This window comes from Sulfurisoma sediminicola (assembly GCF_003865015.1).
In the GTDB taxonomy this organism is placed as follows: Bacteria; Pseudomonadota; Gammaproteobacteria; order Burkholderiales; family Rhodocyclaceae; genus Sulfurisoma; species Sulfurisoma sediminicola.
The window spans coordinates 307080-323138 of sequence record NZ_BHVV01000008.1 but is presented as its reverse complement, the minus strand read 5'-3'; the positions used below and the strand labels follow the sequence as shown (position 1 = coordinate 323138).

Sequence of the window (16059 nt, the reverse complement as noted above, 5' to 3'; positions counted from 1 at the left end):
CCCGGGTTGATCGCCGGCAAACCGTCCCCATGTTCAGGGGGCAGTCTCACTATAAGGACATGACCATGTCAGGCGAACTTGACACCCTCCCCCTAGAGAAATCGACCCTGCCGTTGCTGCCGCTGCGCGACGTGGTGGTCTTCCCGCACATGGTGATCCCGCTGTTCGTCGGGCGCCCGAAGTCGATCAAGGCGCTCGAAATCGCCATGGAAACGGACAAGAGCATCCTGCTGGTGGCGCAGAAGTCCGCCGCCAAGGATGAGCCCGAGCCCAGCGATCTCTATCCGATCGGCTGCGTCGCCAACATCCTGCAGATGCTCAAGCTGCCCGACGGCACCGTCAAGGTGCTGGTCGAGGGCACGCAGCGCGCCACCATCCTGCGCGTCGAGGACCAGCGCGCGCTGTTCGTCGCCGACATCGAGCCGATCCCGGTCGATGATCGCGCCAACCACGAGGTCGAGGCCATGCGCCGCGCCATCCTGGCGCAATTCGACCAGTACGTGAAGCTCAACAAGAAGATTCCGCCCGAGATCCTGACTTCGCTGTCGGGCATCGAGGAAGCCGGGCGCCTGGCCGACACCATCGCCGCCCACCTGCCGATGAAGCTCGAGCTCAAGCAGGAAATCCTCGAAATCATCGATGTCGGCGGCCGCCTCGAGAAGCTGCTGTCGCAGCTCGAGACCGAGCTCGACATCCTCCAGGTCGAGAAGCGCATCCGTGGCCGCGTCAAGCGCCAGATGGAGAAGAGCCAGCGCGAGTACTACCTCAACGAACAGGTCAAGGCCATCCAGAAGGAGCTTGGCGAGGGCGAGGAGGGCGCCGACCTCGACGAGATGGAGAAGAAGATCCAGACGGCCGGCATGAGCAAGGAGGCGCTGACCAAGGCGCAGTCCGAGTTCAAGAAGCTGAAGATGATGTCGCCGATGTCGGCCGAGGCCACCGTCGTGCGTACCTTCATCGACACCCTGGTCGGCCTGCCGTGGAAGAAGAAGTCGCGCATTTCCAAGGACCTGGGCGCCGCCGAGAAGATCCTCGATCGCGACCACTACGGTCTGGAGCGGGTCAAGGAACGCATCGTCGAGTACCTGGCCGTGCAGCAGCGCGTCGAGAAGGTCAAGGCGCCCATCCTCTGCCTGGTCGGCCCCCCCGGCGTCGGCAAGACCTCGCTCGGCCAGTCCATCGCCAAGGCCACCAACCGCAAGTTCATCCGCATGGCGCTGGGCGGCGTGCGCGACGAGGCCGAGATCCGCGGCCACCGCCGCACCTACATCGGCTCGATGCCCGGCAAGATCCTGCAGAACATGAGCAAGGTCGGCGTCAAGAACCCCCTGTTCCTGCTCGACGAGGTGGACAAGCTGGGCATGGATTTTCGTGGCGATCCCGCCTCTGCCTTGCTGGAAGTGCTCGACCCCGAGCAGAACCACACCTTCCAGGACCACTACATCGAGGTCGATTTCGACCTGTCGGACGTGATGTTCGTCGCCACCGCCAACTCGCTCAACATCCCGGCGGCATTGCTCGACCGTCTCGAGGTGATCCGCCTGGCCGGGTACACGGAAGACGAGAAGATCAACATCGCCGAACGCTACCTGCTGCAGAAACAGATGAAGGCCAACGGCGTGAAGCGCGACGAGCTGACCGTCACGCCCGAGGCCGTGCGCGACATCGTGCGCTACTACACCCGCGAAGCCGGCGTGCGTGCGCTCGAGCGCGAGATCTCCAAGATCTGCCGCAAGGTGGTCAAGGCGCTGGTGATGAAGTCGCGCAAGAACAAGATCATCGTCAACGGCAAGAACCTCGACAAGTATCTCGGCGTGCGCCGCTACAGCTTCGGCATGGCCGAGAAGGACAATCAGGTCGGCCAGGTCACCGGTCTGGCCTGGACCGAGGTCGGCGGCGAACTGCTGACGGTCGAGGCGGTGGCGGTGCCCGGCAAGGGCAAGACGGTCACCACCGGCAAGCTCGGCGAGGTGATGACGGAATCCATCCAGGCCGCGCTGACCGTGGTGCGCCGGCGCAGCAAGGCGCTGGGCATCGCCGAGGACTTCTACCAGAAGAACGACTTGCACATCCACCTGCCCGAAGGCGCCACGCCCAAGGATGGTCCCTCCGCCGGCATCGCCATGTGCACGGCCATGGTCTCGGTGCTGACCGGCATCCCGGTGCGCGCCGACGTGGCCATGACCGGCGAGATCACGCTGCGCGGCGAGGTGCTGCCGATCGGCGGGCTCAAGGAGAAACTGCTCGCCGCGGTGCGCGGCGGCATCCGCATGGCGCTGATCCCGGAAGAGAACGTCAAGGATCTCGCCGAGATGCCCGACACGATCAAGAACAAGATCGAGATCGTGCCGGTGAAGTGGATCGACAAGGTGCTCGAGCTGGCGCTGGAGCGCATGCCGGAACCCCTGCCGGACACCCCCGCGGTGGATGCGCCGGCAGTCGCGGCGACGGGCGCGGAGGCCGCAACCAGCGGCGTGCTGACGCACTGAAACCCGGGAGGGCAACGGGCGGCCGGAACTGCTAAAATCCGGCCGCCCGTTGCCTTGCTCGCCAGGGCGCTTAGCTCAGTTGGTAGAGCGTCGCCCTTACAAGGCGAATGTCGGCGGTTCGAGCCCGTCAGCGCCCACCAGATCTTCAGCAAAAGGCGAACTTGAGTTCGCCTTTTTCGTTTCAAGGAATTTTCTCCGATGCTTGATGTCATTCGCAACAACAAGAAGGTCGCCCAGATCATCCTTGCGCTGATCATCCTGCCCTTCGCGTTCTGGGGAGTGGATTCCTACGTCCGCGACAGGGGCCGCGGCGTGGACGTCGCCAAGGTCGGCGGCAGCGGCATCTCGCAGCAGGAGTTCCAGCAGGCGTTGCGCGAACAGCAGGAGCGCCTGCGGCCGATGCTCGGCAACGCCAATCCGGCGCTGCTCGACAGCCCCGAACTGCGCCGCGCCGTGCTCGACACCCTGGTGAACCAGCGCCTGCTGACGCTGAACGCGCGTGAGTCCAAGCTGACCGTCAGCGATGCGCAACTGGCCGAGTTCATATCGAGCGTGCCGCAACTCCAGGTCAACGGCAAGTTCTCGAAGGAACGCTACGAGGCGGTGGTCGCCGCACAGGGCATGAGCAAGGACATGTTCGAGGCGCGGCTGCGCCAGGATCTTGCCATGCAGCAGGCAATGGCAGCCGTTGCGGATGCCGTTCTGCCGGGACGTGCCGCCGCGGGGCGCTGGCTCACGGCGCAATTGGAGGAGCGCGAGATCGCCGAGGTTTTGTTGCGTCCCGACCAATACACGATCCAGGTCAAGCTCGCGCCCGATGCGATCAAGGCCTACTACGAGGCGAACCGTAAGCAGTTCGAAACCCCCGAGCAGGTCAAGGTGGAATTCGTCGCGCTCAACCAGGACAAGCTGGCGGAGCAGGTCACGGTCAGCGACGAGGAAATGAAGAAGGCCTATCAGACGCAGGCGAACCGCTACAAGCAGGCGGAGACGCGGCGCGCCAGCCATATCCTGATCACCGCGGCGAAGACCGCGCCCGAGGCCGAGGTCAAGGCCGCCCAGGCCAAGGCCGAGGGCCTGCTGGCGCAACTGAAGAAGGCGCCCGGCGACTTCGAGAAGCTGGCCAGGGAGAATTCGCAGGATCCGGGATCCGCAGCCAAGGGCGGCGACCTCGACTGGTTCGGCCGCGGCATGATGGTCAAGCCCTTCGAGGACGCCGCGTTCGCCCTCAAGGAGAATCAGGTTTCCGAGCTGGTGCGCTCCGACTTCGGCTTCCACATCATCAAACTCACGGGCATCCGTGCCGAACGCGCGAGGACCTTCGACGAGGTCAAGGGCGAACTCGCCGACGAACTCAAGCGGCAGCTTGCCGCGAAGAAATATGCCGAGTCGGCCGAAGGCTTCACCAACACCGTCTACGAGCAGTCGGACAGCCTCAAGCCCGTGATCGAGAAATACCACCTGACGCTGCGGCAGAGCGACTGGATCGTCAAGGGCGGCGCCGCCGTGCCCCCGTTCACCAACGCCAAGCTGATGGCCGCGGTGTTCGCCGACGATGCCGTGAAGAACAAGCGCAACACGGAGGCCATCGAGGTCGCGCCCAACACGCTGGTGTCGGCTCGGGTGATCGAACACAAGCCGGCGCAGCAGCCGGCGCTCGAGGCCGTGCAGCCGATCATCGAGAAGATTCTCATGCGGCAGGAGGCGGCCAAGCTTGCCGCCAAGGATGGCGCCGACAAGCTGGCCCGTCTGCAGAAGGGAGAAAGCGTCAACCTGTCCTGGGGCGCCAGCCGCGGCATCACCCGTGCCCATGCGCCGGAAGTTGCCCCCGACGCGGTGGCCGAGGTCTTCAAGACGGATGTCGCCAAGATGCCGGCCTACGCCGGAACCCAGATCCCCGGTGGTTCCTATGCCCTTTACCGCATCGCTGCGGTGAAGAAATTCGCCGGTGGCGCGGACGAACCGCCGGCGGCACGTGCGCTGCGCCAGAAGTACGCGCAGACGGTGGCCGAGCAGGAGATGATGGCGTGGATGGATGCGCTCAAGGAGCGCCATGCGGTGACGGTCAACAAGGCGGTGTTCGAAGCCAAGGAGAAGTAAGCTTCCCACCCCCGACCCCCGCCCCATGAGGCGGGGGAGCCCGCCAGCTCGCTGCGCTCGTGGGTTACTGGGTGCCCGTTCAGGTTGATGTACGGTTTGCGGCTTCGCCGCGTGCCGCCTTTCCTTGGGACGGCCCGGCGGAAAGGCTCCAAAAAAAAGCGCGAGGAATCGCGCCCTTTTTGTTGTCGGCTGACGCGCGTCAGGCCGGCATCGGCTCGGCGTTGCCCAGCGCGGTGGTGTTGAGGCCGCCGTCGACGTACATGATTTCGCCGGTGATACCGCTGGCGAGGTCGGAGAGCAGGAAGGCGACGGCGTTGCCGACTTCCTCGATGGTGACGTTGCGGCGCAGCGGCGCGTGGTGCGAGTTGTAGGCCAGCAGCTTGCCGAAGTTGCCGATGCCCGAGGCGGCGAGGGTCTTGATCGGGCCGGCCGAGACGGCGTTGGCGCGGATGCCCTGCGGGCCGAGGCAGAAGGCGAGGTAGCGGGTCGCGGCCTCGAGGCTGGCCTTGGCCAGGCCCATGGTGTTGTAGTTCGGCATGGTGCGTTCGGCGCCGAGGTAGGTCAGCGCCACCAGCGCAGGATTGTTGCCCTTCAGCAGCAACGGCCGCGCCGCCTTGGCCAGCGCCGGATAGCTGTAGGAGGAGATGTCGTGGGCGATGCGGAACGATTCGCGCGAAATGCCGTCGAGGAAGTCGCCTTCGATCGCTTCGTTGGGCGCGTAGGCGATCGAATGCACGAGGCCGTCGAGGCCTTCCCAGCCCTTGCCGAGTTCGGCGAACAGGTCGTTGATCTGGGCGTCGTCGGCGACGTCGAGCGGGAAGATCAGGTTGCTGCCGAGTTCCTCGGAGAACTTGGCGATGCGTTCCTTGAAGCGCTCGTTCTGGTAGGTGAAGGCCAGTCGCGCGCCCTCGCGGTGGCAGGCCTTGGCGATGCCGTAAGCGATCGATCGGTTCGAGATCAGTCCGGTGATCAGGATACGTTTGCCGGCGAGAAAGCCCATTGTGTTTTCCCCATGCGAATGACCGGGGGATTATAGCCGATCGGCTAAACTCCCCTTCCATGCGCCTCGTCGGTTACATGTTGTTGCTTTCAGTGCTGCTCGCCGCCTGCGGCCCGGTCTGGAACGACCCCTACCCGGCAGCCGATCGCGGCCGCAACATCCTCTACACGGCCTTCACCGAGCGGCCCAAGCATCTCGACCCCGTGCAGTCATACAGCGAGGACGAGGTCGCTTTCACGGCGCAGATCTACGAGCCGCCGCTGCAGTACCACTACCTCAAGCGGCCCTACGAACTGATTCCCGGCACGGCACTCGAGGTGCCGAAGGCGCGCTATCTCGATGGGCAGGGGTATCCGCTGCCCGACGACGCCGACGCGGCCAGGATCGCCTTCACCGACTACGTCATCCGCATCCGCCCCGGCATCGTCTATCAGCCCCACCCGGCCTTCGCCGAACAGCCGGCCGACATCTCGCGCTTCCATACCCTGGCCGACTTCCCCAATCGCGGCACGCGCGAGCTGACGGCCGACGATTTCGTGTACGAAATCAAGCGCTTGGCGCATCCGCGGCTGCATTCGCCGATCCTCGGCCTGATGGAGGAGTACATCGTCGGCCTGGGCGATTTCGCCAAGTCCCTTAAGCAGTCGGCGCCCGCGAACGGCGGGTGGCTCGACCTGCGCCGGCATCCACTTTCCGGCGTCGAGGTCATCGACAAATACAGTTACCGCATTCGCATCAAGGGCAAGTACCCGCAGTTCCTCTACTGGCTGGCCATGCCCTTTTTCGCGCCCGTGCCGTGGGAGGCCGACCGCTTCCACAGCCAGCCCGGCATGGCCGAGAAGAACCTCACGCTCGACTGGTACCCGATCGGCACCGGCCCCTACATGCTGACCGAGAACGATCCGAACGCGCGCATGGTGCTGGAGCGGAACCCCGGCTACCGGGGCGAGGCCTACCCCTGCGAGGGCGAGTCGGGTGATCGCGAGGCGGGCCTGCTCGCCGATTGCGGCAAGACGCTGCCCTTCATCGACAAGGTGGTGTTCACGCGCGAGAAGGAGCAGATCCCCTACTGGAACAAGTTCCTGCAGGGCTATTACGACGCTTCGGGCATTTCCTCGGATTCATTCGACCAGGCCGTGCAGGTCGCCAGTGGCGGCGAGATCACGCTGACCGAGGGCATGCGCGCGCAGGGCATCTCGCTCACCACCTCGGTGGCGACCTCGACCATGTACATGGGCTTCAATATGCACGACCCGCTGGTCGGGGGTGACAGCGAGGCCGCGCGCAAGCTGCGCCAGGCGATCTCGATCGCCATCGACCAGGAAGAGTTCATCTCGATCTTCCAGAATGGCCGCGGCCTCGCGGCGCAGAGCCCGATTCCGCCGGGCATCTTCGGCTACGTCGAGGGCCGCGCCGGCATCAATCCCGACATGTACGACTGGGTGGACGGCAAGCCTCGGCGCAAGTCGGTCGAGGTGGCGAAGCGGCTGCTGGCCGAGGCCGGCTGGCCCGACGGCCGCAACGCAAAAAGCGGCGAGCCGCTGGTGATCAACCTCGACACCACCGCCACCGGTGTCGGCGCCAAGTCCCGCATCGACTGGCTCAACAAGCAGTTCCTGAAGATCGGCGTGCAGCTCGTCGTGCGCAGCACCGACTACAACCGCTTCCAGGAGAAGGTGAGGAAGGGGGCGGTACAACTCTTCTACTTCGGCTGGAACGCCGACTACCCCGACCCCGAGAACTTCCTCTTCCTGCTCTATGGGCCGCAGGGCAAGGTGAAATTCTCCGGCGAGAACGCCGCCAACTACGCCAACGCCGAGTACGACCGCCTCTTTGACGAGATGCGCGCGATGGAGAACGGCCCGCGGCGCCAGGCCATCATCGACCGCATGCTGACCATCCTGCGCCATGACGCGCCCTGGGTCTGGGGCTTCCACCCCAAGGACTACACCCTGCGCCACGCCTGGCTCACCAACCGCAAGCCCTCCAAGGTCGGCCACAACACGCTCAAGTACCAGCACATCGACGCGGCTACGCGCGAGCGCCTGCGCGCCGAGTGGAACCGGCCGGTGCTGTGGCCGCTGCTGCTCGTGGCCCTGCTGCTCGCGGGCATTGCGGCGCCGGCCATCATTGGCCATCGCAGGCGCGAGCGGATGTCGGGAGTTGCGGACTGATGCTTGCGTACATCATCCGCCGCCTGCTCTACGCGCTGCCGATCCTGATCGGGGTGAACCTCATCACCTTCGCGCTGTTTTTCGTCGTCAATTCTCCCGACGACATGGCGCGCATGCAGCTCGGCGTCAAGCGCGTCACGCCCGAGGCGATCGAAAAGTGGAAAGCCGAGCGCGGCTACGACCGGCCGCTACTCTGGAACGCCCAGGCCCCGGGCGTGGCGGCGGCGACCGAGACCATCTTCTTCCAGAAGTCGGTGAAGATGTTCGCCTTCGACTTCGGCCGCGCCGACGACGGTCGCGACATCGCGCGGGAGATCGCGACGCGCATGGCGCCGTCGCTGGCGGTGGCGTTGCCGGTGTTCGCGCTCGGACTGTTCGCCGCCGTCACCTTCGCGCTGCTGCTGGTGTACTTCCGCGCCAGCTATCTCGATTTCTGGGGCGTGGTGTTCTGCGTGGCGATGATGTCGGTCTCGGGCCTCTTCTACATCATCGGTGGCCAGTGGCTGGTGTCGAAGGTCTGGCACCTGGTGCCGATCTCGGGCTACGCCGGCGGGGCCGATGCGGCGAAGTTCCTCGTCCTGCCGGTGATCATCAGCGTGATCGGCGGCATCGGCTCCAGCACCCGCTGGTACCGCACGCTGTTCCTCGAGGAGATCACCAAGGATTACGTACGCACGGCGCGCGCCAAGGGGCTGTCGGAACGGGCGGTGCTGTTCGGTCACGTGCTGCGCAACGCGCTGATCCCGATTCTCACCGGCGTGGTGGTGCTGATCCCGCTGCTGTTCATGGGCAGCCTGCTGATCGAGTCCTTCTTCGGCATTCCTGGCCTGGGCAGCTACACCATCGACGCCATCAACGCCCAGGATTTCGCCGTGGTGCGGGCCATGGTTTTCATCGGTTCGCTGCTCTACATCGTCGGCCTGCTGCTGACCGACATTTCCTACACGCTCGTGGACCCGCGAGTGAGGTTGCAATGAAGATCGTCCCGCTCTGGTCCGACGCGCTGCTGATCCTGCTGCTGGCCCTGGTCGTTGCCGGCGCCTGGTGGTCGCGCAAGCAGGCGCATCTCAAGGACGCCTGGCGAAAAGTCGGCGCCAGCGGCACGGCGATGGCGGCGGCGACGGTGCTGGCGGCTTTCGTCGTCGTCGGCGTGCTCGATTCGCTGCACTACCGCCCGGCGCTTCCCGCCAAAGGTGACGGCCCGGTGCAGTACTCGAACGAGGTGCTCTCGGTGCTGGACGCGCTGTTGCTGCCCTTGAAGTCGCGTTCCGAGAAGACCTATTCGGCGCCGCTCGCGACGCACCTGTTCGCCAAGGAATCGCTGGATGGGGAGGGCAGGGACTTCCCGCGTCTCAAGCACGGCGGCGTCCATCTGGGCCAGGATCTCGCGGCGCAGGACGGCGACATCGCGATGCGCGTTCTCACGGGCCTGGGCCTCGGCGTCGCGCTGTGGCTGCCGTTGTGGTTTTGGGTGCGCAAGCGAAAGATCGGCGCCGGCGATACGGCGATGGGATCGGTGCTCGGCACGGCGTTCGTCATGTTGCTGGTCGCCGGGCCCGTCGCTCTGCTTTCCGCCGGCTACCATGTGCTCGGTACCGACAAGGTGGGCCAGGACGTGCTTTACCTCACGCTGAAGAGCATCCGCACCGGGCTGCTGATCGGCACGCTGACCACCCTCATCATGCTGCCGGCCGCCGTGCTGCTCGGCATCCTCGCCGGCTACGTCGGCGGCTGGGTGGATGACCTGATCCAGTATCTCTACACGGTGCTCAACTCGATTCCGGGCGTGCTGCTGATCGCGGCCGCAGTGCTGATGATGCAGGTGATCATCGACACCCACCCCGAGTGGTTCGCCACTTCGGCCGAACGCGCCGACGCGCGGCTGCTGGCGCTGTGCCTGATCCTCGGCGTCACCAGCTGGACGGGGCTGGCGCGGCTGCTGCGCGGCGAAACGCTGAAGCTCAGGGAGATGGACTACGTGCAGGCGGCGCGCGCGTTCGGCGTCGGCCGGCTGGCGATCATGCTGCGCCACATCCTGCCCAACCTCATGCACATCGTGCTGATCGCGCTGGTGATGGACTTCTCCGGGCTGGTGCTGGCGGAGGCGGTGCTGTCGTATGTCGGCATCGGCGTCGATCCCAACACCATCAGCTTCGGCACCATGATCAACGCCGCGCGCATGGAGCTGGCGCGCGAGCCGATGGTCTGGTGGTCGCTGGCGGCGGCCTTCGCCTTCATGTTCGCGCTGGTGCTGGCGGCCAACCTGTTCGCCGACGCGGTGCGGGATGCCTTCGATCCGAGGGCCGTGAAATGAGCCTGCTCTCGGTGCGCGACCTCTCTGTATCCATCGCTGCTGGCAAGCCGGTGGACGGCGTGTCGTTCGACATCGCGCCGGGCGCGACCTTCGCGCTGCTCGGCGAGTCGGGCTGCGGCAAGTCGATGACGGCGCTGGCGCTGATGCGGCTGCTGCCCGAGACGGCGCGCATCGCGGGCGGTTCGGTGCGCTTCGGCGACACTGAACTGACGCAAGTGCCGGAGCGCGCCATGCGCGGTCTGCGCGGCGGCGGCATGGCGATGATCTTCCAGGAGCCGGGCACCAGCCTCAACCCGGTGATGACCGTCGGGCGGCAGATCGAGGAGGCGATCGAATTGCATGGCGGCAAGGGCAAGGCGGTCGAGCTGCTGGACGCCGTCGGCATTCCCGACGCGGCGCGCCGCGTGCGCGAATACCCGTTCCAACTCTCGGGCGGGATGAAGCAGCGGGCGATGATCGCGATGGCGCTGGCCGGCGATCCGCAACTGCTGATCGCCGACGAGCCGACCACGGCGCTCGACGTCACCATCCAGGCCCAAGTGCTCGACGTGCTGCGCGATTTGCAGCGCGAGCGCGGCATGGCGATGCTGCTGATCAGCCACGACCTCGGTGTGGTGGCCCGCATGGCCGACCATGTCGGCGTGATGTACGCAGGGCAGCTGGTCGAGGTCGCGCCGCGCGAGGGCTTTTTCAGCGCTCCGGCGCATCCCTATTCCCGCGCGCTGTTCGCCGCGCTGCCAGATGCCGCGCGGCGCGGCGGCGAACTGGCGAGCATTCCCGGCAGCGTGCCGCCGCTCGCCACGCGTTTTTCCGGCTGCCGCTTCGCCGAGCGCTGTGCCGAGGTGCTGCCCGCCTGCCGCGAGGCGCCGCCGGCGTGGCGCGATCTCGGCGAGGGACAGCGGGTGCGCTGCATCCGCGTCGAGGCGGAAAAGTCGGCGCCGGCGACACGGCGAGCGGAGGAGGGAGCACTTGCCGCCGCGGAACCCCTGCTGACGGTTGCCGATCTGGCCGTGCATTTCCCGATCCGTCGCGGCATCCTGCAGCGCACCGTGGGGCATGTGCGCGCGGTCGACGGCGTCTCTCTCGATCTGCCGGCGGGGCGTACGCTGGCGCTGGTCGGCGAATCCGGCTGCGGCAAGACCACGGCCGGCAAGGCGCTGCTGCATCTGATCCCGCCGACGGCGGGCAGCGTGCGCTTCGCCGGGCGCGCGATCGCCGACCTCGCCGCGCGCGACATGCAGATGGTGTTCCAGGATCCGTACGGTTCGCTCAATCCGCGGCTGCGCATCGGCGAGATCATCGCCGAGGGCATGCGCGCGCTGGCGGTGCCCGGCGACCATGGCGCGCGCATCGGCGAGCTGCTGGTGCAGGTCGGGCTGGCTGCCGAAATGGCCGGTCGCTGGCCCCACGAGTTTTCCGGCGGCCAGCGCCAGCGCATCGCCATCGCCCGCGCGCTGGCGGTGAATCCGAAGCTGCTGGTGCTCGACGAGCCGACCAGCGCGCTCGACGTCTCGGTGCAGGCGCAGATCCTCAACCTGCTGCGCGAGCTGCAGGCGCGGCTCGGCCTCGCCTATCTCTTCATCACCCACAACATCGCGGTGGTGGACTACATCGCGCACGAGGTGGCGGTGATGTATCTCGGCCGCATCGTCGAACGCGGGCAGGTGCAGGAGGTCCTCAGGGCGCCGCGCCACCCCTATACCCAGGCGCTGCTCTCCGCGGTGCCGCGCGTCGATGCGCAGGGGCAGGAGCGCCTGGTCCTGCAGGGCGACATGCCGTCGCCGGCGAATCCCCCCACGGGCTGCCATTTCCACCCGCGCTGCCCGCGCGCGACCGCGGAGTGCGCGGCGAGCTATCCGCAGGAGACGCGCCTGTCGGCGACGCACGGCGTGCGCTGCGTCCTCGCGGGCGCGGCCTGAGCGCTCAGGCGCTTATTGCTTCATCTCGGGTAGCAGCGGCCGTCCGGCGGCACGCTTCTCCGCGACCTCCCGGGCGGCGGCCTCGATGCCGGTGAAGCGGCTGGCCGTGTCGGGGTGGGTGGAGCCGTGGGCGATGGCCTGCGGCTGTTCCACCGCCATGCGGCGCCAGAAGTCCGCGGCCTGCTCTACCGGGAAACCCGCCTTGGCGACGAAGTAGGTGCCGACGTAGTCGGCCTCGGACTCGAAGTCCTGGCTGTAGACCATCCCGCCGAGGTCGCCGCCGAGCTGGCTGATATCGACGCCGATGGCGATGGACACGGCGATGCCGAGCAGGGTGCCGATCATGCGGTTGCCCATCTGCGCCTGGACGTGCTTTTGGGTGTTGTGGGCGAGTTCGTGGCCGAGCACCAGTGCCAGTTCGTCGTCGGTGGCGGCGAAGCGCATCATGCCGCTCGTCACCAGGATGCGGCCGCCGTCGGCAGCCGCATTGACGGAATCGTTGGTGACCAGGTCGATCGGATAGGCACAGGTCAGTTGCGGACTGATGGTGACGACCTTGTCGATGCCGGCGCGCCGTATCCGCAGCTGCAGGGGCTCCCCGGCCCGGGTCTTCATCGCGAGTTCCCGACCGGCCTTTTTGTTGTCCGCGGTGGAAGTGTCGCGGTTGCCGATCGCCACGATGAGGTCCCCCGGCATCAGTCCGGCGCGCGCGGCGGGCGAGTCGGGAAAGACAGTCAGGATGACGTCGTGCGGATGCCTGCCGTAGAGTTTTTCGAAGATCGGCCGGTATTCCTGGGGCATGGAGTCGGCATCGCGGGAGATCACGCCATAAGCCGCCTGCACGGCTTCGCCGCAGGCATCGGTATTGGCGCTGAGGACGCGCCAGCCGACCGCGTTGAGGCGCGCCGTGCGCTTGAAGTTCTCGCGCAGGGCGAGTTCGAGTTGCTTGTCGCGTTCGACCTGGGTGGCCTTCTGGTCGACGGGCGGCAGGCGGCTCATGGGCGCGCAGCCGGCGAGAACAAGTGCGATGATCGCGGCGAAATGAATCTTCATTGGCTCACCAAGGGGTCTTGAAGGTTTCAACGCCCGGACGTGAATTGCTGATGACGCGCAATATACCTTTAGCCGGTTCTGAGCTATATTTGTCAATGGTGCAGTGCAACACCGGCTATCGACGGTAACCAGGGGTGCGGCAATGAAAAACGGTCAAGAGCAGCTCGTTCGCAGTACCGAAGTCAATCGCAAGGTGGGCACCTTGCTGGCGCATCGCCTGCAAACCGCCCAGCAACGTCTGCGGGATCGACTCGCCGATGCCTGGGCGGAGAAATCCGCCAGCGTCGCCAAAACACCCGGGGACATGGGGTCGCTGGCGGCCGGGTGGACGGGCTATGTCACCGATCTGGCGGAACGCTCGCTGTTGTTCTGGGACACCCTCTACCAGCGCGGCAACCAGTTCGTCGAGCACAAGCGCGCGGGGCAGCCGCCGGTCCTGCACTTCGACTACGAGACGGTGCTCGATGCGCGTACCTTGGCGCGGCCGGTCAACTATGCGCTGTTGCGCATCATCCCGCCCAAGGGCGTCAAGGTCGATCCGAAGCGCCGGCCCTACATGATCATCGATCCGCGCGCCGGGCACGGGCCGGGCATCGGCGGCTTCAAGGACGACTCGCAGGTCGGCGTCGCGCTGCGCGAGGGGCATCCGGTCTATTTCGTGATCTTCTTCCCGCGCCCCGAACCGGGGCAGACGCTGCTCGATGTCTGCGAAGCCGAGTCGGTCTTCGTCAAGAAGGTGCGGGAACTCCATCCGGACAGCCCCAAGCCGGTCATCGTCGGCAACTGCCAGGGAGGCTGGGCGGCGATGATGCTGGCGGCCGCCGGCCCGGAGGACACCGGCCCGATCGTCATCAACGGCGCCCCCATGTCCTACTGGAGCGGCGCCTGGGAGGAGGGCGAGAACGACAATCCGATGCGCTATTCGGGCGGGCTGCTCGGCGGTACCTGGCTGTCGTCCTTCATTTCCGACCAGTCCGACGGCATCTTCGACGGCGCCTGGCTGGTGCAGAACTTCGAGAACCTCAATCCGGCCAACACGTTCTGGAAGAAGTACTACCACCTCTTCGCCAACGTCGATACCGAGCCGCCGCGCTTCCTCGAGTTCGAGCGCTGGTGGGGCGGCTTCTTCCTGATGAATCGAGAGGAGATCGAGTGGATCACCCAGAATCTCTTCGTCGGCAACAAGCTGTGGGGCGGTGGCATCAAAGCGAAATCCGGGCGCAACCTCGATCTGCGCGAGATCCGTTCGCCGATCGTGCTTTTCGCCTCGATGGGCGACAACATCACGCCGCCCGAACAGGCCTTCAACTGGGTCGCCGATGTCTATGGCTCCACCGAAGAGATCAAGGCCCGTGGCCAGGTCATCGTCGGGCTGCTGCATGAGGACGTCGGCCACCTCGGCATTTTCGTCTCCGGCGGCGTGGCGCGAAAGGAACACGCGCAGATCGTCTCGGTGCTGAAATCGATCGAGGCGCTGCCGCCCGGTCTCTATGGCATGAACATCATGACGGTGGAAAGCAAGGGCGGCGGCAAGAGCTACGAGGTGGAATTCGTCGAACGCCGGCTCGAAGACATCGTAGCCAGGCTCAATCGCTTCCAGCGCACGGACGAGAAGCCGTTCGAGGCGGCGGCCGCGGTGTCGGAATTCAACCAGCATGCCTACGAACTGTTCGCGCAGCCGATGGTGCAGGCCATGTCCAGCGAATTCACCGCCGAAATGGCCCGAACCTTCCATCCGCTGCGAGCCCAGCGCTGGGCGATTTCGGAGCTCAACCCGTGGCTGGGCTGGCTGGCGCCGGCGGCGGCGATGATCCGCTCGCAGCGCCATCCGCTCGACGCCAGCCATCCCTGGCGCCAGCTCGAGGCGATGGGATCCGACCTGATTGCGGCGTCGCTCGACTTCTATCGTGATGTCAATAACGCGGTCAGCGAAGCGACGTTCTTCGAGGTCTATGGCAACCTCTTCGCGCTGCGCCAGGCCGACGGGCAGGGCGCTTCCCCGGACGAGCCGGTGATCGAGGCGCGGCAGCTGCCGGTGGTGCAGGCAGCCCTGGCGCAGATCGCCGAAGGCGGCTTCGCCGAGGCCGCCGCCCGCGTCGGCTTCCTGCTGCATCGGCACGGCGAGCCGATGCCGCTGTCGCGGCTGGAAATGCGGGCCAGCCTCGCCAGGAAATATCGCGACCTGCTGCCGGATAACCCGCCCGCAGAATTGCGCCGCATCCGTGGCATACAGGAAATCATCGTGCGCTTCGAGCCGGAAAAGGCTCTGGCGACGCTGCCGGGCCTGGTCGCCGATCCGCAGGAGCGCCAGCGTCTGCTGGCGCTGATGGACGCAGTGGTCAGCGATCCCGAGTTGCTGGCCTCCGATCCCACCGCCGAGCAACGGTTGGCGCTCGAGCGTGTACGCAGCGTGCTGAAAATCCCGAAGGCAGCGCTGCCGAAGTCGCCGCGTGTACGTACTTCGGCAAAGTCAGTCCAGAAGAAGGGCGCGGGTTCGGCCAAGCGATGACTGCGCCGCGATGCTGAGGAAAGTGCCGCCGCGACACAGCTGCGCGGTGCTGGCGCTGCTGGCGGGTCTGGTCGCAGGCCCGACCGGGGCCGAAACGATCTACAAGTGCAGGAGCGAGTCCGGTACGGTCGGCTATTCCGCGACGCCCTGTCGTCCGGGCACCCGATTCGAACAGGAACTAGACCATGAGGTGCCGGAGCCGTCGGCCCCTGTGGCATTACCTCAGGCTCCGCCAGCCGCGGGAACGGATGTCGTGCCCGTGTCCGCCGACGGCTGGCCGCGCCGGCCGAGCATGGAAGAGGAACGTTTGCGGGCAGCAGAAGCCGCGGAGCAGGCGCGGCAGGATGCCGAGCGCGACAGGCAGGCGGAAAAGGATCCGGCGAGTTCTCTGAAATGCATCGAGTTGCGGCGACGCATCGGGCGCGGCGGACTGACGCTGGGCCATGCCCAGTCCGAGGGCTGCCTCTGATACCGCGGGGCTCGCCTGGCGCCGCAGCGGCA

10 protein-coding genes and 1 tRNA gene are annotated in these 16059 nt (G+C 66.3%); 9 read left to right on the top strand and 2 right to left on the bottom strand.

The window, feature by feature from the left end; all coding sequences use genetic code 11:
* Positions 1–149: 149 nt before the first annotated feature.
* From lon to EJE94_RS13015, 3 genes are all read left to right on the top strand, one after another.
* Positions 150–2489, top strand: a complete 2340-nt coding sequence (gene lon, locus EJE94_RS13025; protein ID WP_370685665.1) for an endopeptidase La — start codon at positions 150–152, stop codon at positions 2487–2489.
* Between the two features lie 64 nt (positions 2490–2553).
* Positions 2554–2629: transfer RNA gene (locus EJE94_RS13020), tRNA-Val, on the top strand.
* A 58-nt stretch (positions 2630–2687) separates the two neighbouring features.
* Entirely contained in the window at positions 2688–4589 is a 1902-nt protein-coding gene (locus EJE94_RS13015; RefSeq protein WP_121242155.1) for a SurA N-terminal domain-containing protein, read from the top strand.
* Between the two features lie 199 nt (positions 4590–4788).
* Here the strand turns inward: EJE94_RS13015 and fabI are convergent, their stop codons facing one another.
* Positions 4789–5589, bottom strand: a complete 801-nt coding sequence (fabI, locus tag EJE94_RS13010) for an enoyl-ACP reductase FabI (RefSeq protein WP_121242154.1) — start codon at positions 5587–5589, stop codon at positions 4789–4791.
* A gap of 59 nt (positions 5590–5648) precedes the next feature.
* Between fabI and EJE94_RS13005 the strand changes: the two genes are divergently transcribed.
* Genes EJE94_RS13005 through EJE94_RS12990 form a run of 4 tightly spaced genes read left to right on the top strand, consistent with a single transcriptional unit; the run spans position 5649 to position 11996 of the window.
* The gene (locus EJE94_RS13005) at positions 5649–7763 is read left to right on the top strand and encodes an ABC transporter substrate-binding protein (protein ID WP_121242152.1); all 2115 of its coding nucleotides are present in this window, start codon (positions 5649–5651) and stop codon (positions 7761–7763) included.
* On the top strand, positions 7763–8740 hold the full coding sequence (locus tag EJE94_RS13000; protein WP_121242150.1) for an ABC transporter permease: 978 nt from the start codon (positions 7763–7765) through the stop codon (positions 8738–8740). The genes EJE94_RS13005 and EJE94_RS13000 overlap by 1 nt, the downstream gene beginning before the upstream one ends.
* A complete protein-coding gene (locus EJE94_RS12995; RefSeq protein WP_121242148.1) occupies positions 8737–10077 on the top strand; it encodes an ABC transporter permease in 1341 nt (446 codons plus the stop codon). Before EJE94_RS13000 ends, EJE94_RS12995 begins: the two co-directional genes overlap by 4 nt.
* Positions 10074–11996 carry an ABC transporter ATP-binding protein gene (locus tag EJE94_RS12990; RefSeq protein WP_121242146.1) on the top strand — a complete coding sequence of 641 codons (1923 nt, stop codon included), beginning with the start codon at positions 10074–10076 and terminating at the stop codon, positions 11994–11996. Before EJE94_RS12995 ends, EJE94_RS12990 begins: the two co-directional genes overlap by 4 nt.
* A gap of 12 nt (positions 11997–12008) precedes the next feature.
* Here EJE94_RS12990 and EJE94_RS12985 read toward each other — a convergent pair whose 3' ends face one another.
* Positions 12009–13049 carry a M48 family metallopeptidase gene (locus EJE94_RS12985; RefSeq protein WP_121242144.1) on the bottom strand — a complete coding sequence of 347 codons (1041 nt, stop codon included), beginning with the start codon at positions 13047–13049 and terminating at the stop codon, positions 12009–12011.
* Positions 13050–13191: 142 nt separating this feature from the next.
* Between EJE94_RS12985 and EJE94_RS12980 the strand changes: the two genes are divergently transcribed.
* Positions 13192–15558, top strand: coding sequence for a DUF3141 domain-containing protein (locus EJE94_RS12980; RefSeq protein ID WP_121242142.1), 2367 nt, complete (start codon positions 13192–13194; stop codon positions 15556–15558).
* Between the two features lie 10 nt (positions 15559–15568).
* Complete coding sequence (locus EJE94_RS12975; protein WP_124962463.1) at positions 15569–16027, top strand: DUF4124 domain-containing protein; 459 nt, start codon at positions 15569–15571, stop codon at positions 16025–16027.
* Positions 16028–16059: the final 32 nt, after the last annotated feature.